The sequence below is a fragment of the Gemmatimonadaceae bacterium genome (assembly GCA_035533755.1).
Classification (GTDB): Bacteria; Gemmatimonadota; Gemmatimonadetes; order Gemmatimonadales; family Gemmatimonadaceae; genus JAGWRI01.
The window spans coordinates 1-21,884 of record DATLTC010000046.1 but is presented as its reverse complement, the minus strand read 5'-3'; the positions used below and the strand labels follow the sequence as shown (position 1 = coordinate 21,884).

At 67.6% G+C, this 21,884-nt stretch carries 16 protein-coding genes; 5 read left to right on the top strand and 11 right to left on the bottom strand.

Annotation, left to right across the window (positions count from 1 at the left end; genetic code table 11):
* A partial coding sequence (locus VNE60_06610) for a protein kinase (protein HVB31184.1) occupies positions 1-2,849 on the top strand: 2,849 nt, incomplete at its 5' end.
* Between the two features lie 369 nt (positions 2,850-3,218).
* Here the strand turns inward: VNE60_06610 and VNE60_06605 are convergent.
* Positions 3,219-4,202 (bottom strand): hypothetical protein, encoded by a 984-nt coding sequence (locus VNE60_06605; protein ID HVB31183.1) that lies wholly within the window; start codon positions 4,200-4,202, stop codon positions 3,219-3,221.
* Positions 4,203-4,495: 293 nt separating this feature from the next.
* On the opposite strand from VNE60_06605, the gene VNE60_06600 reads away from it, so the two are divergent.
* Entirely contained in the window at positions 4,496-4,777 is a 282-nt protein-coding gene (locus VNE60_06600; protein ID HVB31182.1) for a type II toxin-antitoxin system RelE/ParE family toxin, read from the top strand.
* A 40-nt stretch (positions 4,778-4,817) separates the two neighbouring features.
* Positions 4,818-5,108 (top strand): HigA family addiction module antitoxin, encoded by a 291-nt coding sequence (locus VNE60_06595; GenBank protein ID HVB31181.1) that lies wholly within the window; start codon positions 4,818-4,820, stop codon positions 5,106-5,108.
* A gap of 447 nt (positions 5,109-5,555) precedes the next feature.
* Here the strand turns inward: VNE60_06595 and VNE60_06590 are convergent, their stop codons facing one another.
* The 8 genes from VNE60_06590 to VNE60_06555 form a co-directional block, all read right to left on the bottom strand.
* Positions 5,556-7,976, bottom strand: coding sequence for an FtsX-like permease family protein (locus VNE60_06590; protein ID HVB31180.1), 2,421 nt, complete (start codon positions 7,974-7,976; stop codon positions 5,556-5,558).
* Positions 7,977-8,047: 71 nt separating this feature from the next.
* Positions 8,048-11,197: an efflux RND transporter permease subunit gene (locus VNE60_06585; GenBank protein ID HVB31179.1), complete on the bottom strand. Its 3,150-nt coding sequence runs from the start codon at positions 11,195-11,197 to the stop codon at positions 8,048-8,050.
* Positions 11,198-11,200: 3 nt separating this feature from the next.
* Positions 11,201-12,319, bottom strand: coding sequence for an efflux RND transporter periplasmic adaptor subunit (locus VNE60_06580; protein ID HVB31178.1), 1,119 nt, complete (start codon positions 12,317-12,319; stop codon positions 11,201-11,203).
* The gene (locus VNE60_06575) at positions 12,316-13,647 is read right to left on the bottom strand and encodes a TolC family protein (GenBank protein ID HVB31177.1); all 1,332 of its coding nucleotides are present in this window, start codon (positions 13,645-13,647) and stop codon (positions 12,316-12,318) included. The genes VNE60_06580 and VNE60_06575 overlap by 4 nt, the downstream gene beginning before the upstream one ends.
* Positions 13,648-13,761: 114 nt before the next feature.
* Complete coding sequence (locus tag VNE60_06570) at positions 13,762-14,688, bottom strand: cation diffusion facilitator family transporter (protein HVB31176.1); 927 nt, start codon at positions 14,686-14,688, stop codon at positions 13,762-13,764.
* 58 nt (positions 14,689-14,746) lie between these two features.
* Positions 14,747-15,496 carry a sulfite exporter TauE/SafE family protein gene (locus VNE60_06565; GenBank protein HVB31175.1) on the bottom strand — a complete coding sequence of 250 codons (750 nt, stop codon included), beginning with the start codon at positions 15,494-15,496 and terminating at the stop codon, positions 14,747-14,749.
* Between the two features lie 54 nt (positions 15,497-15,550).
* Positions 15,551-16,168 (bottom strand): FmdE family protein, encoded by a 618-nt coding sequence (locus VNE60_06560; protein ID HVB31174.1) that lies wholly within the window; start codon positions 16,166-16,168, stop codon positions 15,551-15,553.
* Between the two features lie 147 nt (positions 16,169-16,315).
* Positions 16,316-17,038 carry a Crp/Fnr family transcriptional regulator gene (locus VNE60_06555; protein ID HVB31173.1) on the bottom strand — a complete coding sequence of 241 codons (723 nt, stop codon included), beginning with the start codon at positions 17,036-17,038 and terminating at the stop codon, positions 16,316-16,318.
* Positions 17,039-17,327: 289 nt separating this feature from the next.
* On the opposite strand from VNE60_06555, the gene VNE60_06550 reads away from it, so the two are divergent.
* Entirely contained in the window at positions 17,328-17,780 is a 453-nt protein-coding gene (locus VNE60_06550) for an OsmC family protein (GenBank protein ID HVB31172.1), read from the top strand.
* A 316-nt stretch (positions 17,781-18,096) separates the two neighbouring features.
* Here the strand turns inward: VNE60_06550 and VNE60_06545 are convergent, their stop codons facing one another.
* Together VNE60_06545 and VNE60_06540 are read right to left on the bottom strand one after the other, a co-directional pair.
* A complete protein-coding gene (locus VNE60_06545; protein HVB31171.1) occupies positions 18,097-19,824 on the bottom strand; it encodes an ATP-binding protein in 1,728 nt (575 codons plus the stop codon).
* 58 nt (positions 19,825-19,882) lie between these two features.
* Entirely contained in the window at positions 19,883-21,316 is a 1,434-nt protein-coding gene (locus VNE60_06540) for a diguanylate cyclase (protein HVB31170.1), read from the bottom strand.
* Positions 21,317-21,640: 324 nt separating this feature from the next.
* On the opposite strand from VNE60_06540, the gene VNE60_06535 reads away from it, so the two are divergent.
* Positions 21,641-21,884 (top strand): PAS domain-containing protein (locus tag VNE60_06535; protein HVB31169.1); only part of this gene is annotated, 244 nt, incomplete at its 3' end.

Here is a 21,884-nt window from a genome sequence, read left to right as displayed (position 1 = left end):
TGCTCCGCGATGTCGCGCGCGCCCTTGCCTACGCGCACCAGCGCGGCGTGGTGCACCGCGACATCAAACCCGACAACGTCCTCATGTCGGGAGGCGCCGCCGTCGTCACCGACTTCGGCATCGCGAAGGCCATCAGCGCGGCGCGCACGGCGGCGGCCGGCGCCACGCTCACCCAGATCGGCACGAGCATCGGCACGCCGGCGTACATGGCGCCGGAGCAGGCGGCGGGCGACCCGGACATCGATCATCGCGCCGACCTTTATGCGCTGGGCGCGATGGCGTACGAGATGCTGAGCGGGCAGCCGGTGTTCGCCAATCGAACGGCCCAGCGGATGATGGCGGCGCACATGGGCGAGACGCCGACGCCGATCGCGACGCTGCGCGGCGACCTCCCGGCGGCTCTGGCTGAACTGGTGATGCGGTGCCTGGCCAAGGACCCGAACGCGCGGCCCCAGAGCGCGGGCGAGATCGCGCACGCCCTCGACACGATCACCAGCGGCGGCGGCATGCCGGCGATGCCGGCGATCCTGCTCGGCGGGCCGGGGATGTTCCGCAAGGCGCTCGCGATCTACGCCGCCTCGTTCGTCGCCGTGGCGATTCTGGCGCGCGCCGCGATCGTGGGCATCGGCCTCCCCGACTGGGTGTTCCCGGGGGCGTTGATCGTGATGGCGCTCGGGCTGCCCATGGTCCTGTGGACCGGCTACGTGCAGCGCGTCACGCGCCGGGCGATGACGATGACGCCGACGTACACGCCGGGGGGCACGCCCTCCGTGGCCGGGGGCACGATCGCGACGATGGCCTTCAAGGCGGCCCCGCACGTGAGTTGGTACCGCACCGCCCGGGGCGGGATGTACGCCCTTGGGGTGTTCGTTGTGATCGTCGCCGGGGTCATGACACTGCGCGTGCTCGGGATCGGACCGGCGGGGTCGCTCCTGGCCGCGGGAAAGCTCACGGCGAAGGAGCCGATTCTCATGACCGACTTCTCGGCCACGAACGGCGATACCGCGCTCGCGCGGGTCGTGAGCTTCGCCGTGCGCACCGGGCTGTCGGAATCCCCGGTGCTCTCCATCGTCAGCCAGGCGCAAACGGCGGACGCGTTACAACTCATGGAGCAGCCGCGAACGGAGCGCGTGGATCTGCCGTTGGCGCAGCAGATCGCGCAGCGGAACGGGATCACGGCGATCGTGGACGGCGTCGTGACGCCGGTGGGGAGCGGCTATGTCGTGACGGTGCGCCTGCTGACGGCCGATTCGGCGCGCGCGCTCGCGTCGTTCCAGGAGACCGGCGACGGCCCCAAGGGCTTGATCGACGCGTCGGACCGGATCGCGCGCGACCTGCGCGCGAAGGCCGGCGAATCGCTGCACTCGGTGCAGGCGGCGCCGCGGCTAGCGGCCGTGACGACGGGGTCGCTCGACGCATTGCGCGCCTACAGCGCGGGATCGTTCGCCGCGGACGCCGAGTTGGATCGACCCAAGTCCATCCGCCTGCTCACGGAGGCCGTGGCCGCCGACACGACGTTCGCCGAGGGGTGGCGCAAGTTGGCCATGGAGAAGGTCAATCTGGGACTCCCGCGGAGCCAGGTTGCTTCGGCGCTCGTGCGCGCGTTTCAATTCCGGAATGCCTTGCCACAACCCGAACGGCTGACGATCGAGGCGACCTACGACACGTACGGCCCCAGTCCGGATCGGCCGAAAGCCATTGCGGCCTACGAACAGTTGCTCCAGGTCACCGGACAGCCAGGCAATAACAATCTCGCCCTCCTTTTCGCTTCCGAGCGAGATTTCGCGAAGGCGGACTCGCAGTATCGACTGGTGCTTCGATCCAACCCGGGGTTCCTGCTCGCCTACGGCAACCTGGTGGCCACGTTACGGGATGAGGGCAGCACCAACGCCGCCGACAGCGTCGTTCGCGTGATGCTCCAACGCTTTCCGACCGCCACAACGCCGAAGCAGTTCGCGGTCCTCGGGCTCTATTTTGTGCAGAAGTGGGACGCGTACGGGCAAGCGCTTGACAGTGCGCGCAACGTGCGCGACCCCACCAACCCCGGCTGGTCGCTCTGGAGGTCCGCGGAGCTTGCGCTGCTCCGAGGGCACGTGGCGGACTGGCGGCGCCTGCGGACCGCCGCCGCCGCCGCCGCCGCCGATTCGACTGCGGGCTACGCCCCGCCAACGGCGGTGGGCGACGCGACGACCGTTGCCTGGGTCGATGCGGTCGTGCTGGAGCAGCCCGCCATCACGGCGGCGACGCTGGACAGCGCCCTGGCCCGCACGCCGCTGCGCCGATTCCGGGACGAAGACCGCCCCGACCTCGCGGTGGCGAGCGCGTACGCGCAGGCCGGTCGACCGGACCGCGCGGAGGCGGTGCTGGTGCAGTACCGCGCGCAGGTGCGGGACACGGCCGTCCATCGCGTACATGAGCCGGACGAACACGCGGCTCTGGCGGAGAGCGCGCTCGCGCGGCGCAAGTTCCCCGAGGCGGCCGCGCAGTTTCGGAAGGCGGACAGCCTCCCCGACGGGCCGGCCAACGACTGCACCATCTGCCTGCCGCTCAACCTGGCGCGCGTCTTCGACGCGGCGGGCATGCCGGACTCGGCGATCGCGGAGTTTGATTTGTACTTGAAGACCCCGTATCGGGCCCGCTACGTCGAGACCCTGGATGCCTCGGTGTTGCCGATGGTGCACGAACGGCTCGGCCAGCTCTACGAAGCCAAGGGCGATACGACCAAGGCCGCCGCGCAGTACCTGGCGTTCATCGATCTGTGGAAGAGCGCCGATCCGGAGCTGCAGCCTCGGGTCGCGGACGCGCGGCGCCGCCTGGCGCGCCTGTCGCAGCTCGAGAAGCGGCGATGAGCGTCGTCGATCGACTCAACGCGGAGGGTCGCCGGTCGGGAGCACCGCGGATCGCCCGCGACGCGGCCTGCCTAGAATATACTTAAGTACTCATGCCTCGATTGCCGACTGGCCCGTCCGAATAGCCACATGAGTGCCACAAGACCATTGCGCGACGGCAACGGTGACATCATGTAACCGTCTATCGGACAAAGGCTTAGCAGCAGCTTCCTGGGTGCGTTCTGCACCCGCTTTCAAGACCGGTGCAATAGCCGTTCTGCCAGCCCTCCCGGAGTCAAAGATCGCGGGGCGGGTGGCGGGGCGCAACGCATCATCCACAAGAGTGAAAATTCGCCCGGAGCACCGAGATACTGACGTTCAAATCGAGTACTACGTGCCCTTCCCCCCGATTTGAGGAACACCGATTATGGGTCCTGTAGCTCCTGGGGCCGCGCGCCGAGTCTCGGCGCCCCCGGGGCCCCGCGGATGACGTGCCCGTGCTCCGGACTGCGCCGAGATCTCTTTCAGGCGCTCCGCCAACGAGATGCGGCGGAACTCCGGCGGAATGGTGAACGCATCGGGCCCGGCCGTATCGGCACGAAAGTTGGAGAAATCGCTCACGGTAGTTTGGGATGCGTCAATCGAGAGGCCTCCAGCGGCCCCGAGCTTCACGTCCAGGCGGCTGACCTCGTGGAGTTCGCAGCCCGTGAGATGGGCGAGCAGCGCGCGCACGCGGGCGACCGCCTCGGGGGAGACCATTTGGCCGGCGTCCGTCGTCACGCCCCCGGGGGCGATGAGCACGACCGGGCGGGGGATGGTGCAAGCACCGAGGTAGTAGTCGGCGGACGCATCGAACGCACCGGCCAGCGACATGGCCGGCATCGTGGAGACCGCAGCGCCATGCTCGAGGAACTGGTAGTGCCGGCCGACATATCCATCGACGATGACCGTGTCTGCCAGCGTATCAAGCGTGAGGCTCTGGAGGGTCATGCCTCGCGATGGGGCGGACGAGGCCTTCCGGAGCGCGGCCACTTCAACGATGCCACCGTCGGTGTGCAGGTCGATGTACTCCTGCCGGTCGGGAAATACTGCGGTAACCCGCCCCGACGAATCGATAATCGTATAGTCACCGCTGACGATCGCCGGGCCCCCCAAGGTGCCGCGAACGACGTCGGTGCGAACCCGTCCCTGGGTGTCCTGCGTAACGTGCGCGACGAGCAGGAGCGTGTCGTGCTGCGGCATGGCGGTCAGGACGGTCGTCCGTTGCACGCTCACGTCGTACGTGTAGGCACTGGGCGATGGCGGCGATGCGGCGGGGACAGCCGCCAACAGGGCGGAGAAGGTGGCGACCAGGGCGCGCGGCGAGGTGGTCACGGTGGGGGCCTCGTTGAAAGGGGCGAGCCGGCATGATACCTCGGCCCGCCGCAAGGAGCGCGACGACTCGCGCGGTCCTCAGCGGCGCCAATGTAGGAGGCGGCGCGTCACGACACAAACACCGACTTTGCATATAGAAGCCGGGGATCATAAGTGAATCAGCTGTCGGGGGTCTGCGCTGTCCCCCAATTCGAGGCAGCACTCTGGTGACCTTCCCCCGGCGTTGAGAAATACCGATTGTGGGTCCTGCACGGCAGATTGACACGTGTCACGTGACGCGGTACATTTATCCGGTGATCAAGACATTCGCGGACAAGCGCACGCGGGATCTGTACGTCACGGGCGGCGCCAAACGGATTCCGCCGGATGTTGCGGCGCGGGCCGCGCGGAAGCTGGAATACGTCGACCTAGCCGTTGCGCTGCGCGACCTCCAAGTGCCGCCGGGTAATCGGCTGCACGCGTTGAAGGGCGATCGGGCGGGGCAGTACGCGATTGCCGTCAACGACCAATGGCGCATCTGCTTCCGCTTCGTGGACGGCGATGCGTACGAAGTGGAATTCTGCGACTATCACTAGGGAGAGGGACCGACCGATGACCGTTCCCAACAATCAGCGCATGAAGCGTCGGCCGACGCACCCGGGGCTGATGCTCGCCGAGGACTTCCTGCCGGATTACGGCCTCACGGTCGCCGGCCTCGCCGACGCCGTTGGGGTGTCGCGCCAGTCGATCAACGAGCTGCTGCGTGGCCGGCGGGGGGTCAGCCCCGAGATGGCCCTTCGGCTGGCCCGGCTGTTCGGCAACTCGCCCGAGTTCTGGCTGAATGCGCAGCGCGCCGTGGACCTCTGGGACGCGTCACAGGCGGTCAAGCAGGAAGTGGCGCGGATCAAGCCGCTGCGGGTGGCGTGATCCGATCGAACTGAGCCGAGCGGTCGGACGCATTGGCGGCGCACTGTCGGACCGCCCGCCGCCGGTCCTGGACGAGGCCGAATAGCCACAAGACTGCCACAAGGCCGCGATGGACCGACGGTACACTGATCATGTAGGTGACTTAGTGATACTTACTTATATCAAACTTCGCGGATCCACCGAGCACCCGTCTTCAAGACCGGTGCAATAGCCGTTCTGCCAGCCCTCCCGACGGATCCAATCTAATGACGGAGGTGGTGGCCGGTCAGCAACGGGGACCTGGCTTACCGCGGAGCACGCGGACTTCACGGCAACAGCAACTGCCTGGACGCGGATGAGGCGGATTGAACGGATCACGACGGATACTGCAATAGCTCTTGAGGGGGCGCGGGGGTGGGATCGCGATGCGGGGCCGGGCGTGGTCTCGGCGTCGAGACCGGGGCCGCGTTACTCCGACCGCAGCGTATCCACCGGATTGATCCGCGCCGCGCGGAGCGCGGGCGGAATCCCGGCCAGCACCGTGGCGGCGAACAACGCTACCACGGCGCCCGCCATGAAGAAGGGGGCCATGGTGTCGTAGCCGAACAGAAAGCCGTGCAGCAATGCCTCGGCCCAATTCGCCACGATGAGCCCGATGGCCAGCCCCAGCAGCGCTGTTGCGTTGCCCTGGCGCAATACCATCGTGATGATATCCCGCGTCTGTGCGCCGAGTGCGATGCGCACGCCGAACTCGCGAGCGCGCTGCTCCACCGCGTACGCCGTCATCCCGTACACGCCGATCAACGCCAGCAAGAGCCCGATGAACGCGAACGACCCGAATAGCGTAGTCACGAAATCGTACAAACTGCGCTCGGAGGCCGTGCCGGTCGCGTCGTCCCATGTCGCGACGTCGGGGATCGCGCCCGGGTAATCCGACGTGAGGGCGGCGCGCAGCGGGGTCAGGAACGCCGCTGGCGGTCCCTTCGATCGTACGATGAACGTGGTGGACGCGGTGGGCGCCGGATAGCCCGCGCCGTTCGCGATGAAGAACATGTGTTCGGGGCAGGGATCGATCCCGCACCGGCTCGTCACGATGGGGCCGGTGATCCCCACGACGCGCATCCACGGCACCTTGCCGTAGCCGGTGCCGGCGAACCGGATCAGGCGGCCCAGAATGTCGGACCCCGGCAGCAGCCAGTGCGCCGTACCCTCGTCGACAATCACACTCGGGATCGGATCGTCCTCGCTCTCGTGAAAGTTGCGCCCGCGCAGAATCGGAATGCGCAGCACGCGGAGATAGTCCGGGTCCACCTCGTTCAGGCGCGACATGCCAATCATCGTGAGCGGCGCCCCGCCGCCGGGGTCGTCCACACGCACCACCCCTTGCAGGAAGGGATTCCATGACGCCGTAGCGGCGGTCACTCCCGGCATATGTCTCAGGCGCTGCAGCTCCCCGTACCGCTGCGCGATCAGCGCGGCACTCGGCGTCGCCCCGAACCCCGAGCGGACGCCCAACGGCACCTCCCGCACGTCTGCCGCGATGAGGTTGCTGTCGTCGTAGCCGTAATCCATCAAATGGATGGTGCCCGCCACGGCACCGAGCAGCGATGCCGAGACGACCAGCGTCAGCGCGCCCGCCACCTCGGCCACGACCAGGAACTGGAAGCGCCCACGATTCCCCGTCGCGTGGCGGCCGCCCGCTCCCTTGAGCAGCCGGTTGATGTCCGTGCGCATCAGCGCGATCATCGGCGCGACGCCGAACACTACGGCGCTGGCCATCGTGAGCCCGACGCCCGCGGCCAGCACCCGCCACGAGAGCTGCGGTTGCACCAGCCCCAGAAATTGGAGCCCTGCGGGGAGCGTCGCGCGCACGAGATGGATGGCCCACAGTGAGAAGAAGAGCCCGAGCACGCCGCCGGCCAGCGCCACCAGCCCGCTCTCGGCGAACAACAGCCTGGCCACCTGCAGACGGCTGGCGCCGAACGCGAGTCGCGTGGCCAACTCGCGGCTCCGCGCCATGCCGCGCGCCAGGAGCAGGTTGGCGATGTTCGCGCAGGCAATGATCAACACGGCCAGCGTCGCTGCAGCCAGTGCCCAGACGACGCCGAACCGCTGACCCGGTGTCGCGGCCGCCGGCCGCAGCACGAAGTGCGCGAATCGCGAATGCGCGGGGTCGAGGTTGGGCGCCAGCACGTTCAGCTCGGTCAGCGCCTGTGCCTGGGTCACGCCGTGGCGCAGGCGGAGCAGGGCTTCGCTGCCGATGCTCCAATCCGTGGGGATGAAGAGATCCGTGCGAATCGGAATCGCGCCGTTGTCGGCCACGACGCCGATCACCGTCAGTGCATCGCCGCCGATCAAGGTTGTCTGCCGGTCGGGCAGCGAGATCGTGAATGGGGCGAACGGGCGATCGGGGGCGCCGAGCAGCCGCCAGAGGTGCTCGCTGATCACGGCCACCCGCGCCGCCTTGGCCGTGGAATCCATGAACAACGTGCCGAGCACGGGCCGGGCCCCGATCACGCGGAACAGGTTGCCCGGGACGAGCGCCATCGGAACCTGATACGTCTGGTTCCCCACGTTGATCGCGGTCGCGTACGCCAGATCGGTGGTCCATCCCGCCACGCCGGAATAGGTGCGCCCCGAGTCGCCCAGCACCTGCCGGATGTTCACGCGCGGGTAGAGCGGTGATTTCGGCGCCGTCCAGTGCGCCACCACGAGCTGCCTCGGCTCCGGGAACGCCATGTTGGGCCAGATCAGCCCGTCGATCAGGCTCGACATCGTCGTGTTGGCCGCGATGGCCAATGCCAGTGCCAGAATGCTGAATGCTGCGAACGCCTTGCTCCGGCGCAGCGTGCGCAACGCGATGCGGAGTTCCAGCCAGGTGGGCAGCATCTGCCAATGCTCTAGCCCGGGCGGGACGCGGTCAAGAGTGCGGCGCTTGGCGCATGACGGCGCGTCGCTGTTCAGACCTCCTGTCGCCCGACGTCGCGCTGCGCCACGCTGTGCCGAGTCCACCGCGTCGCCACCGCCACGCGCCCGTCCTCGAACAGCGAATAGATGATGGGCACGTACACCATGGTCAGGAACGTCGAGACCATCAGCCCTCCAATGGCGACCACGGCCAGCGGGCTCAGCCGCTCCAGACCGATGGCCCATTCGGCCGCGATGGGGATCATGCCCACCGACGTGCCCACGGCCGTCATGAGGATGGGTCGCGTCCGGATGCGTACGGAACCCACCAACGCATCGTGCACACTGGCGCCGCCGGCTCGCGCCGTAGTGATGAAGTCGATGAGCAGGATGGAGTTCTTCACCACGATGCCCGCCAGGAGGATCATCCCCATCATCGACGGCATGGAGCTGTGCTTGCCCATGAGCAGCATGCTCCACGCGGCGCCGATAATGGCGAGCGGAATCGCCGACATGATCGTGAGCGGATGGATCCATGACCGGAACGCCGGCACCAGCGAGAAGTAGAGCAGCACCAAGCCCAGGGCGAGCGCTTGGCCCAGGCGCCCGAACGATTCCTGCATCTGCTCGATCTCGCCGACCTGGCTGATCCGATAGCCCGGCGGCAGCTGGAGTCCGCGCAGGGCGGCGGTCACGTCTTCCTGCATGTGTGAGATGGGGCGGCGCGACCGATAGAGCTCGACGTCCAGCGTGCGCTCGAGCCCCTGGTGGGTGATCATGCTCGCGGTCGCTTGACGATCGAGCGTGCCGAGTTGGGCCAGAGGCACCGGGCCCTGCGCGGTCTGGATGGGGTACGTGCCCAGTTGCGCCGAGTGCGCGCGCTGATCCGCCGCGAGCTGGATCCAGATGCTCAACCCATCCTGGTTGGGTATCTGAAATACCGACCCGCTCATGCCCCGTACCGCGCCCTGCAACTGCATCGCCACCGCGGCCGGCGAGATGCGGTACAGCGCCAGCTTGTCGGGATCGGCGCGGAACCCGATCTCCTGATTGTCCATGGTCCACGAACGGGACACGGATGTGGCTCCGCGGACCGTCTTCCGCAGTCGCTGTTCCACGTCATTCCCGATCCGGTCCAGTTCGGCCAGGTCGGGTCCCGAGATCATGACGTCCACGGGACTGCGGATGGTCGACAGGGGCGTGGCGCCGAAGTCGAACACGTCCACGTTCTTGAGTCCCGGGATCTGGCGAAACGCGGATCTGAGGGTGTCTTCCACCTGCCAGATGGTCTCGGGCCGGTGAAACCGGTCTAGCAGATGAATCGTGAGAAGACCCTGCTGCGGCAACCGGCCCGCTCCGAACGAGATGACCGCGGGCTCGGAGCCGACGACCGACGAGACCGACGTGACGTCGTTCCGCTTGCGGATGATCCGTTCCATCTGGCTCAAGCGCGTCGTGGTGGCCGCCAGCGAACTGTTGGCGTCGGTCTCGAATGCCACCTTGATGATGCCGGTATCCATGGGAGGCATCAGGTCGCGCCCGATCAGGCCCATCTGTCGCAGGGACACGGCCAACAATAGGGCGGCCACCACCAGGAACACCGCCCGGTGCCGGAGCGCCGTTCCGGTGAGCCGCACGTAGAAGTCGCGGATGGGTTCCACCACGAACCGATCGAACTGGAAGACCACGCGCTCGAAGCGATTGCGTCCCTCGCCCGCGCGCCGACGCAAGATGTAGGGCGCGAGCAGCGGGATGACGGTCACCGAAACCACATACGACGCCACGAGCGCCACCGTCAACGAGACGGACAGCGGACGCAACACGGTCTGGACGAAGCCGCCGATGAAGATGATGGGCACGAGGACCATGATCGTGGCGTACGTACCGGAGAAGATGGCGAGCATCACCTCCTCCGTTCCGCCGACGACGGCATCGCGGATGTCGGCGCCTCGCTCGTGGTAGTGGCGCTCGATGTTCTCGATGACGACGATGGCGTCGTCCAGCAGCATGCCCACGGCGACGATGACCGCAGTCAGCGTGACCATGTCGAATTCGTATCCGATGAGCCACATCACCGCGAAGGTGAGCAGATAGGTGAACGGAATCGCGATTGCAGCCAGCGTCATGCCCCGCAGATCGGCGAGGAACAGGAAGATCACCAGCACGGTCATGATCAACGCGTCCCGCAGCGCCCCCAGCATGTTGCCCACGGATTGATTGATGAGATCGCCCTGGGTGTCGGGAATGCTGAAGGCGATGTCCGGATAGGCCTTCTCCAACTCCGGGAGCACCCGCGTCACATCGGCGATGCTCTGGAGCGCCACCCCGGACGCGGCGCGCTGGATGTTGACCGCGATGGCGGGTTCGCCGTCGCCGTGGTACGCGCTCTGTGGCTCGGCCACCGAGCGATACACCTTGGCCACGTCGGCCAGATGAACGTCCCCGCCCTCGCGGTGCGCGATCGGAATGCGGGCGACGTCGCTGATGCGCTGGAACTGTCCCATGCGCTTGAGCAGGAACTGGCTCTCGCCGGTGATCAACAGCCCCACGGGCTGGTTGGCATTGAACGCCACCATGGCGTCACGCACGTCGAGCGGGGTCAGGTGGTATCGCTCCAGCGCATCCCGGTCCAGGTCCACGCGAATCACGGGCTGGTGGGCGCCGAACACTTCGACGTTGGCCACGGCGGGGAGTTGGAGCAGCCGGTCCTTGATCGGGTTGTCGGCGATCTGCCGGACCATGGACAGATCCAATGGCGAGCCGGGTTTGGGCCGGAGCGCCAGCGTCATGACGGCGGGCGTGGCCGAGGAGACCTTGAAAATCATCGGAGGCCGCAGGGCCGCCGGGAGTTGCGCTTTGATCTTCTGGAGCGCGTTGGCGACGTCCGTGGCGGCGCTGCTGAGTCCTTCGCTGTATTCAAATTCGACGGTCACGGCGGAGACTTCGTCGTTGCTCGTCGACGTCACCAGCCGCACGCGTTCGATCGTGTTGAGTTCCCGCTCGATAGGACGCGTCACCTCGGCTTCGACGTCCTCGGCCGACGCGCCGGGGTATACGCTGACCACCGCGATCTTGGGCCGCTCGGAGTCGGGGAAGAGATTGACCGGCATGCGGCGATAGCCCACGAATCCGATGACCGCGGCCAGGAGCACCAGTGACATGACGAGGTGCGGCCGCTTCAGATAGGAATCGACGAGGTGCATGATTCATCGCCCCGGCGCAGCATCGACCGCGTGCACGGGCAGCCCCGCCGCGAGGTCCATGAGCCGCGAAGGCCGCGCCACCACCACACGGTCGCCCTCGCGGAGATCGCCTTCGACAATGGCCTGGTCCAGGGATCGGGTCGTGACGGTCAATGCCACCATGCGAAGTGTCTGCGCGCCGTCCTTGGTCTGGCCCACCACGAAGGCGTGGGTTCCCGCGCTTCCCTCCAGTAGCGCGTCCAACGGCACCAGCAGACCGGCTCCTCCTCGGAGGTGGAGGTCGATGCCCACCGTCGCGCCCGCCACGTACCCGGGCGTTGGATGCGCGATGTCGACCTCGAACGTGGCCAGATGGCTGCCCTGCATGGCGGGGAAGATCCGGGAGACCGTTGCGTGCACCGGCTCGTCACCGAGCGAGAGATCTACCGGAGTGCCCGGATGTATCTTCGTCATGAGTTCCGGCGGAACCGTGCCGCGTACGCGCACAGCGCTCTGCCGCACCATCCGGAGCAGTGGCCTTCCCGGGACGGCCAGATCGCCGGGGTCGGCCATCCGCGCGGACACGACACCCGTGAACGGGGCTCGCACCACCGCGTAGCCGAGCCGCGCATTCGCCTGGTCCAGACGTTGCCGGGCGACTTCGAACCGGCCCGTAGTGGCGGCCCGCATCGCCTGTGAACCCTGCCACTGTTCCAGCGAGATCGCCTTGTTCACGAACAGCACACTGTCTCGCGCGGTGGCGGCTCCCTGCGCCTCGGACGCCGCCCGTGCTGCCTCAACGTCGGCCTCGCCCGCGGCCGCGGCATCGCCGAGCTCCCGCGAATCCAATCGCGCCAGCACCGCGCCGCGGGCCACGGAGGCGCCCTCCCGCACCAGCACGGCCAACACCTGCCCGGACACTTGGGGCGTGATCTCGGCATCGTCGGCGCCGTAGACCTCTCCCAGGATGTGATCCACGCTCTCCAGCGGGCCTCGCCGTACCGCCACAACCTGTACCGCGGTGACGGGCGCCGCGAGCACCGGCGCGTTGTTCATTTGCACCACCCGCTTGTGCCGGACGATCAGTAGGCCGCCCACCACGAGCACGGCGACGAGAATCGCGACCATTCGATTGCGTGTCATCGGACAATCTCCCTTTCGACGAGGGCGTTGATTCGGGCGGCGGCCCCGAGCACGTCGCCCTTGCTCTTGGCCAGGAATGCTTCGGCGGCGGACGCCCGGGTGCGGGCCCTGAGCAGGTCCTCGATCGTGCCGGCTCCGTTGTCGTAGCGCACACCCTGGATCCGCGCGGCTTCGTCGGCGGCATCCACCCGCTTGGCCGCGGCATCCAGCGCGATCTCCGCGGCATGGAGATGAGCCAATGCCCCGCTGATCTCCGCCCGTTGCTGGAGCTGCGTCTGTCGCAGGGTGAGTGTGGCGGCCCGCTCGGCTGCGGCGGCGCCCTGATACGCGGCCACCGTGCGACCGCCCGAAAACACCGGGATGGAGACCTGCGCCGTCATCTCCCAGGTCTGGAACGTTCCTGCTACCCCGGAACCCGCGTGCTCCAGCAGATTGCCGCGCAAGCTCAAGGCTGGAAGGAAGTCGGCACGGGTGGCCTGTTTGCCGCTCCTCGCCTGTTCGACCCTGAGTTGGGCCGTTGCCACCGGCGTCGCGTGCTGCACCAGGGTGTTCCAGTCCACCCCGTCGGCTCGCAGCGTCGGAAAGTCATTGGGCAGCGGATCGAGTGCGAGGGGTTGATCCGGCGGGTAGTCGAGCAGCGCGAGCAGGAACGCGCGCATCTGCGTGCGGTCGGCGTCCGCAGCGGCCAGTTGAGCCCGGGCTTCCTCCAGCGCGTCGGTGATCTCCAGGAGGTCCACGTCCGGCCGCTTGCCCTGCTGCACCATAAGCGCCACCCGCGCGTGTGTTGTCTCGAGGGAGGCGACCTCGCTCGCGTACGCGGCCGTCGCCGCGGTCAACGCCTGGGCGGCGGCGTACATCGTGGTCACGTTGGCGCGGATCTGCCAGCCGCTGCCTTCTACCAGCGCGCTCGCCTCGTCGGCCTTCAGGCGGGCAACATGGCTGAGCGCCACCAGCTTTCCGCCTACGAACAGCGGCAGTTCGAAGGTCAATCCGTAATGGGCCTGGTCCTGGGCGAAGGGCAGACTTGCGAGCCCGCCCGCCATCAACTCCTGCGACATGGGACGCAGCAGTTGGGCGTCCCCGTACCGGGATGTCCACGCCACCGCCTGCACGTCACCGAAGTGTTGGCGGAAGGCGGCGGCCGCCGCGCGGTCGGCCGCGTGGGCCTGTTGGGCGACGGCCTGCAAGCCGGGGTTCTCGTCGAGCGCGCGACGGATGGCATCGGCCAGGCCGAGATGCACCGTGTCGCCCAGTGCCGGTACCGGCGCGGCCGCTGGCGCGCCCTGTGCGTGTGACGACGTCGGCCCGACGCCGACGAGGACGATCACGGCTCCGAGGCCAATCCCGAATCGAAGTGTGTATCCCCCCATTGCTCTCTCCGTGCTGTAGGCCATGCCGGAGCGGAAGATGACCGACGCCACGCGGCGTGGCATTGACCGCGATCAAGACGGGGCGATATCGGGCCCCAGCGATCGCACTTTGACGAGATCCGTGTCCGCACAGCACCCGGCCTCGAGTTGGAGCGTGGCGTGGTCGATGCCGAAGCTGGATGCCAGCACCGCTTCCACCGCAGCCCGCAGGCCATGGGTCTCACTGACGAGCATGTCCGTGATTTCGAGATGGGCGTCAAGATGCACATCGGACTCACCGACGCTCCAGACGTGCACGTGATGGATGTTCACCACGCCATGCACCGCATGGACGGCACGCTGCAGGGCAAGCAGATCGAGATCGGGTGGCGTCCCCTCCATCAACACGTGGACCGCCTGGCGAAGCACGCGAACGCTTCCCGCCACGGCGTATCCGGCAATGGCGATGGATAGCACGGGATCCACCCAGTCGGCTTGCCACCAGACGATGGCGATTCCGCCGCCAACCACGGCGACTGACGCGCCGACGTCGGCCACGAGGTGGAGGTAGGATGACCGGACGTTGAGGCTCGTGCGCGCGTCACGATGCAGGAGGAGCGTGCCGGCCACATTGGCGACCACCCCGAACAGGCCAACGCCGATCATCAATCCACCGTGTACGGCCACCGGGTGCATGAGTCTGGCGACCGCCGCCATGAAGAGCGCCACGGACAGACCGATCAAGGCCGCGGCGTTCACGACCGCCGCGAGGGTCTCGGCGCGCCTGAATCCGAACGTGTGCCGCGCGGAATTCCGCCGTCCGGCGAGGCGCTGTGCTACCAGCGTCAGGAGCAGCGAGCCGCTGTCGCCGGCGTTGTGCAGCGCGTCGGACACGAGCGACAACGCGCCCGAGAGCAGTCCGCCCACGGCCTCCACCGCCGCGATCCCGAAGTTGAGGGCGACGGCCAGCAGCAACCGCCGCTGCGATGCGCGCCTCGATGCGTCATGCGAATGTGTCATCGGCATTGATCGTCATGGTGAGAGGGCCCGCGCCCGGGGCGTCCATCGGCCCGACGCCTCACAGCACTTCCGCGACCAATTTGACGGCGATGGCGAGCAGCGTCAGCGCGTAGATCTTCTTGATGAGGCGCGGGGGCATGCGGGTGGACATCGCGATGGCGCCCGTCTGTGAGCCGATCAGGACGGCGATCACGACGATCACCGTCGGCACCAACGCGAAGTGTCCTTCGGCCACGTGTCCGAGGTAGCCGGAGAACGAGGAGAAGGTGACGACGAAGGCGGTCGTCGCAGCCGCTTCTTTCGTGCGGTAGCCCATCCACATCAGAATCGGCGCGATGATGAAACCGCCGCCCAGTCCCAGCATCCCCCCGATGAACCCGGCGAATCCGCCCACGAAGCCCCCGATCACCCACCGTCGGCGGAGCGACATCTGCTCCGTGGGCTCCGGCTGCCGTGCGACGATCAACGTGCGCAGCGCCGCCACGACGACGCCGCCGGCGAAGCATGCCAGGAGCAGGCGAACCGGCACGTATCGCGTCGAGAGCGCGCCGAGCGGCGCCATGACCAATGCGGCCGCCGCCATCGCCGACCCGCCTTTCCAGTCCACGAGCCGTTGCCGCGCGTATGGGATGAGCGCCAGCAGGGTGTTCAATCCGTTGAGCAGCAGGCCGAGCGGGATCGCGACTTCCCGAACGGGAAATCCCGCCCACTTGAGCACGGGCACGTACACCATCCCACCTCCCAGGCCGAGCATGGCGAAGAGGAAGGACGCAGCCAGCACGATGGCGAAGATGGTACCGTAGAGCATGAGGCCGATGTCGCGGAAGGCGCCGGTGGCCGATGGGGCCGCCGACGCGCCGGTTCACGTGCCTGCCAGCAGCGCGTCCTGGCACGGGATGCAGACCGTCTTCCCGTTCAAGACCCGGGCGTAGCGCTCCACCACCATCTCCCCACAGCGATCGCACACGACGGAGGCGAAGCTCTCCTCGCCTCCCGTGGCCGTGAATGGGAACACGTCACTCACCGAGAACAGGGCGTCTTCCGGCGCGCTCAACACCTTCTCGATCAGCGGCATGACGACGTCGTCCGGCACCTTGGAGGGCGGCACGCCCTTCAAGCGGTAGTCCTGGAAGAACGGCGTCTGCTTGGTCTGCATCTGGGCATCGGCGCGGGGCACGACGCGCACGGCGCGACCGGTCGTGCGATCCACGAGCGTCAGGCCGAACTTCCCGTATCCCAGCTGGCGAATGTTGCCCTTGCCGAACGTGCACCCCGTGACCACCTGAACCCCATCGCCGAAGCAGTGCGAGCAGTGATCCTCGCCGAGCTCGACCAGGGCGAGCAGCGTCTTGTCCGCCGACCGTGCCACCCCCAGTCGGTTCATGGCCAGCGCGCCTGCCCGCAAGCCCAGCGGCATGGCCGGGCACTTGTGGCCGTGCAGTTGGAGCCCGGCCGTCAGGAACTCTCGTGCGTCCACCATTGTGATCTCCCCTTTGCGTGTCGTCGCTGCACATCCGGAAGCGTCCGGAGACACCGGGACGATACGCGCAGCGCGGAGAGCGGCGCATTGACGGCGATCAAGAGCGTCGGGCGCGGCCGGAACGCGATCCGCGCTCCGCTGCTACGGTCAGCGCAACGGCGTGCGGGCGGCCCGTTCGAGCCCGGCCAGGTCGCACAACTCGAACTGCCCCGGTCGCACGCGGCGGATGAGTCCTTGCGCGGCCAGATCCGTGATGGCGCGCGAGAAGGTCTCGGGCGCCATGCCGAGCGCGTCCGCGAATTCGTGAGCGCTCATGGGCAGCGGGAGTTGCTGGCGGTCGCCCGCGGGCCCCTCGTCGGACAGCAACCCCAGCAGGGCCGCGGCCACACGGCTCTGCGCGCCCGGTGTGGAGACGGACTGGATCACGTCGAAGGCGTCGCGCAGTCGCTGCCCGAGCACGGTGACCAACTGCACCGCGAGCGCTGGCTCGGCCACCAGCACGCGCTGGAAGACGGCGCGCGGCATGACTTCCGCTTCCACGGGCTCCATGGCCTGCGCGTAGGCGGGGTAGGCGCCGCCATCGAGAAACGGAAGGAAGCCGAACACGTCGCCCGGTCCGAACAGGAACAACGTCACCGAGCGCCCATTGGGGAGGAGGCGGTAGATCTTCACGCGACCCACACGCAACGCCACCAGGAGGCCGGTGGTTTCTCCTTCGCGCCAGAGCAGTTCGCCGCGCACGAATCGCCGCGTGTGCATGTGCGCGGCGAGCAACTGGTGGAGTTGCGCCGCGAAATCCGGTTCCGATCGCTCGATCGGCCCGCGCGCCGCATCAGCGTCCATCGTGCGCTGCGGCGGCGCGAGGCGCACGTGGCCGGGGGGTTGGCATGGCGAGCGTCATAGCGGAAGACTCGGCAGGGGTTCGACGCGCAGGGCCTTCCCGCGGGCTTGGGCTTGAGCGCGCTCCTCTATAACCTGCTATTGCGAAAATGATGGGTCAACGCCCATTTCACTCTTTCACGGGGCATCGCAATATGACACGCGCACTCTCATCGGAGAGGTCGGCCACAGCTATTTCGGAAATCGTCCGTGCGGCGCGCACCGTGCTGGAACCGCGGATGGACGAATGCCCGGCGGTCGCCGGCGCGGAACGGACCGAATGACGAGCCCACGCCCTCCGCTCGAATACACCGTCACGGCCGAGCGAGTCGACGCGCACGGCAGCGTGGCGCGCTGCAAGTCCGCGGGCGTAACGCTCGACACCGACCTCGCAGGGCGCGCCGACGCGTTCAATCCGGCGGAGTTGCTGCTCGCGGCGCTCTCGGCCTGCATGATCAAGGGCATCGAGCGGGTCACGCCGATGCTCCGGTTTCAACTGCGGGGGGTGGCGGTGCGGGTGCACGCCGTACGCCGGGACGTGCCGCCGAAGCTGGAACGCATCGATTACGACATCCAGGTGGACACCGACGAGTCCGATGCGCGGTTGGCCCTGTTGCACGAGAACGTGAAGAAGTTCGGCACGGTGTTCAACACGGTCGCGCCGGGTACGGAACTGCGAGGCGTGCTTCGCCGCGCGCGTCCCCAAGGCGTGGACGGTGGCGGCGCGATCTGATTCGCGCGTATGACCATCGACATTGGCGCGTGTGATCTGTCGCGTCGCGTGGCGCGATGCAGGCGCATGTTTGGCGATTGAGACCAAATAGCCACATTTCCGCCACAACGTCCGCGCCGACAGACATCGGGCTTGGCACCCAACATGCGCATCAACAACGTGTTACCATGCCAATGCGCGACGACGACGGCACCCGCTTTCAAGCCCGGTGCAATAGCCGTTCTGCCAGCCCTCCCAACGGGCTCCGATCTGATGAGAGGGCCATCGAGCGGTCGAGCAGCGCTCACTTCCCGAGCGCCGAGCGCCGGCGGCGTCCTCAGGGCTGTTCCGCCCCCGTATCCACGACCACTGGCTCGAGGCTCCTGGCCACGGCGGCCGTGAGATCCTCCGGAGTGAACGGCTTGGAGAGAAAGCCCACGTTCGCCATCCGATCCAGTTGCGTCGCGACGTTGCCCATCTGGTATCCGCTCATGCAGAGCACCTTGAGGTCCGGGCGGACGTCGCGCAGGCGCTGCGCCAGATCGACGCCGCTCATCCCGTCCGGCATCATCAGATCGGTGACCAGAAGATCCACGTCGCCCGCGTGTGCCTCCCAGGCCACGAGCGCGCCGGCTCCCGCGCGCGCCTCGAGCACCCGGTACCCCGCGCGCTCGAGAACTCTCCGCGCCAGCGCGCGCACCGGCGCCTCGTCTTCCACGAGCAGGATCGTCGCCGTCCGCGGAAGTGTGCTCGTCGTCTCGGACGAGGAAGCCTCCGGTGCGACCGGCATCGTCACGCGCGGGAAGTAGAGCCGGAACGTCGTGCCGCGCCCAGGCTCCGATCGTACTTCCACCCACCCGTCGTGCAGCCGGACGATGTCTCGCACGTTGACGAGCCCGAGGCCGGTGCCATGGGCGGCGGTCTTGGTGGTGAAGAAAGGCTCGAAAATATGGGGAAAGTTCTCCGTCGAGATCCCGGTGCCGGTGTCGCTGACCGAGAGACAGACGAAGTCGCCGGCCCGCGCGTCCGGCGCGTGCGGGACCGAGTGATCGTCGATCGTGACCCCGGCGGTCTCTATCAGCAGGCGGCCGCCCTCGGGCATCGCATCGCGCGCGTTCGCGGCCAGGTTCAGGATGGCTTGTTCCAGAAGGCTGGTGTCGGCTGAGGCGAACGCCGCGCCTTGCTCCACGGCGAGCTGGACCAGGACGTCTTCCGCCGTGACGCGCTGCAACATCTCGGCCATGCTCCGCGCGATCACATTCAGGTCCACCGGCCGGCGGCGCGGCAGCTGGCGATCGCCGAACACCAGCAGCTGCCGGGCAAGGGTGCCCGCTCGGTCGGCGGCCTGACGGATGTGCTGCGCCGAGTCCGCGAACTCGCTCTCGGCGTGGATGGCGCTTCCCATCAACGACGCGTGGCCCTGAATGACGGTCAGGATGTTGTTGAGGTCGTGCGCGATGCCGCCGGCGAGCTGGGCCACCGCCTCCATCTTCTGTGCCTGCCGGAGCTGCCCTTCAAGCCGGCGACGGGCACTCACATCCTGGAGCGCCCCATAGATCCGCACGGGCTTCCCATCTTCGAGTTGGACCGTGCCCACCGTGCGCACCGCCACGCGTCGGCCGCCGGCGGTGTCGATCTCCAGATCCAAATCCCACCCGGTGCCGTCGCGTGTCGCCCGTGCGATCGCCGAAGTCATGCGAGGCCGGCATTCCTCGGTGCAGAAGGCCAGTGCCGTCTCCACCGTGGGCGTGTAGTCCGCGGGCGTGGTCTCGTGGAGCCGATAGATCGCGTCGGTCCAGAAGAGCGCGCCCGTCGTCAGATCCAATTCCCAGCCGCCGGTCTGCGCCGCAGCCTGTATGGCGTCGAGCAGGCGCGTGTTGCGGGCCAGCGCCGCCGCCTTGTTCCGCGCTTGCGTGTCGCGCGGATGCGGGATTGGCTTGACGTGGCGGGATCGGCTCATCGGCGTCTTGTCTGGTGTGGAGGGGCGGCCGCGGACCCGGAGGTGTGAGGCCGGCGCGTGGACGCGTGGCCTCGCGGTGGGGCCGACGGTGATCGGTAGCGACAACTGCGGCAGGGCGTCATCAGGAAATCCCTTACGGCGCGCTCGAACGCATGCGGGTGATTCATGTCGGCGCCGACGTCGGCGCGCTCCGAATCACGCGCTGAACCGCGTCGAGCAGCGTCTTCACCTGAATCGGCTTGGCCAGGAACGTGACCGCCAAACCGGGCGATCCCTGCCATTCGATCGCGCTCTGCACGTACCCCGACATATAGATGACTTTGATGTCGGCACTGATCTTGGCAATCTGGTCGATCATTCTCATGCCGCTCATTTCCGGCATGATCACGTCGGTCAGAATGATGTCGGGTCGTTCGGCATCGGCCACATCCGCGAACCGTCGTATGGCTTCGCGAGGATCGCCGGTGTCCCAGAGGTCGTGGCCGTCCCGGATGAGGATGCGCTTGACCACGCTGCGCACCGCGGCATCGTCATCCACGATCCAGATCCGGCCCACGATCGGCTGCTCGGGCGGGGGCTCCTCCGGCAGTGCACTGGCCGCAACGACGCCGCCAGGAATCTGGGCGATGAGGGGGTGCTCGTACCGGGGCGCCGTGCACACCATGTCACGGCCGCTTTCCTTGGCCTGATAGAGGGCCCGATCTGCTTCACCGAGGAGCAGTTCGTACGATCCCAGGCCCCTATAGTATTCCGCGACACCGGCGCTGACGGTCTGGGCGCCCCACGGGAGCGGCGACTCGCGCATCTGGTCGAGCACGCGCTGCGCAAACAGAACGGCGGAGTCGGCATCGGTGTCGCGCAGCAATGCGACGAACTCCTCGCCGCCGAAGCGCGCGGACAGATTTTCCAGACGGGTGTTCGTGCGAAGGACGTTGGCGAAGGCCTTGAGCGCCATGTCGCCCGCGGCGTGTCCGTGACGGTCGTTGACCTGCTTGAACCGGTCCAGGTCGAAGATCACGACCGCGAGGCCACGGCCGCGCTCAGCCGCCGCGAACTCGCGCTGCAGGGCATCCTCGAGGTGGCGCCGGTTGGGGAGTTCGGTGAGCTGGTCGATCCGCGCCAGGTCTTCCGCAGCGCGGCGTTCGCGCCGGAGTGCCTCGGCGAGCGTGGCGATGCCGAGCGACACGGCCAGATAGATCGCGACGATCGCCATGAGCAGCGTCCAGTTCGGGTCGGCGACTTGATACGCGACGACGACGATCTGGGTCGCCGTGATGACGGCCATGCCACCGGCCAGCGCGAGCGCCACGCCCTGCAGGCCGCGGTAGTACGAAAGAAGGAACGCTGGGATCAGCGCCGTCAACCAGATGAGCATCCCGAGCCCATTGCTCGTCCAGTCCGGGAGCCAGAAGACGGTGGCGACCGGAATGGCGAGCGCGGCAAGCGACATCGCGAGCGCCCGGGGCGGGACTTGCTGCTTCCGGGATGAGGCGGTCATCGCGCGCACCCGCGAGGATCGCCGGCGTGCGCGTGGCGGCGACGCCTGCGCTCGGTGCGACCTGCCGCGCTCGCGATCATTACCTTGGCCTTCGGTCATGGATCATGGTGCCGAGGCGGCACCACGCAGCCGCCAACCACGACGACGGCTGCGCCCAAACGAACACTCACACACCCGGCCACGGGCGGCAAGTGGGGACGAACATTGTGATTCCATAATGCGCCATCGGCGCTGGGCGCCGGCGTGCCCGGATGCCCGGCGGCGCCGGCGCGCGACGTGGGTCGATCGCTGATGGCGATTGATGCCCCATGCGTTTCGATGGAGCGGCAGGCCCACACCGCGCCGAATCCGTGTACGCTTCAGATACATCGACAGTGTTTGCCACAGTCGCCGGATGGTGATGCCAGGAACGCCGGGAACCCGATGAAAGAGGTGACGAAGACCAAAGCGCAGCTCGTCGCGGAAGTGACGCGCCTCGGGACGCATGCCGCGGAACACGAAACGGCCGCGAATCGAGAGCGTGGACTGCGCGAGTCCCTGCAGGCGTCCGAAACCAGATATCGGCGCCTGTTCGAAGCCGCTCAGGATGGGATCCTGATTCTCGATGCCGGGAGCGGGGAAATCGTCGCGGTCAATCCGTTCCTGGCCAACCTGCTCGGTTATCCGC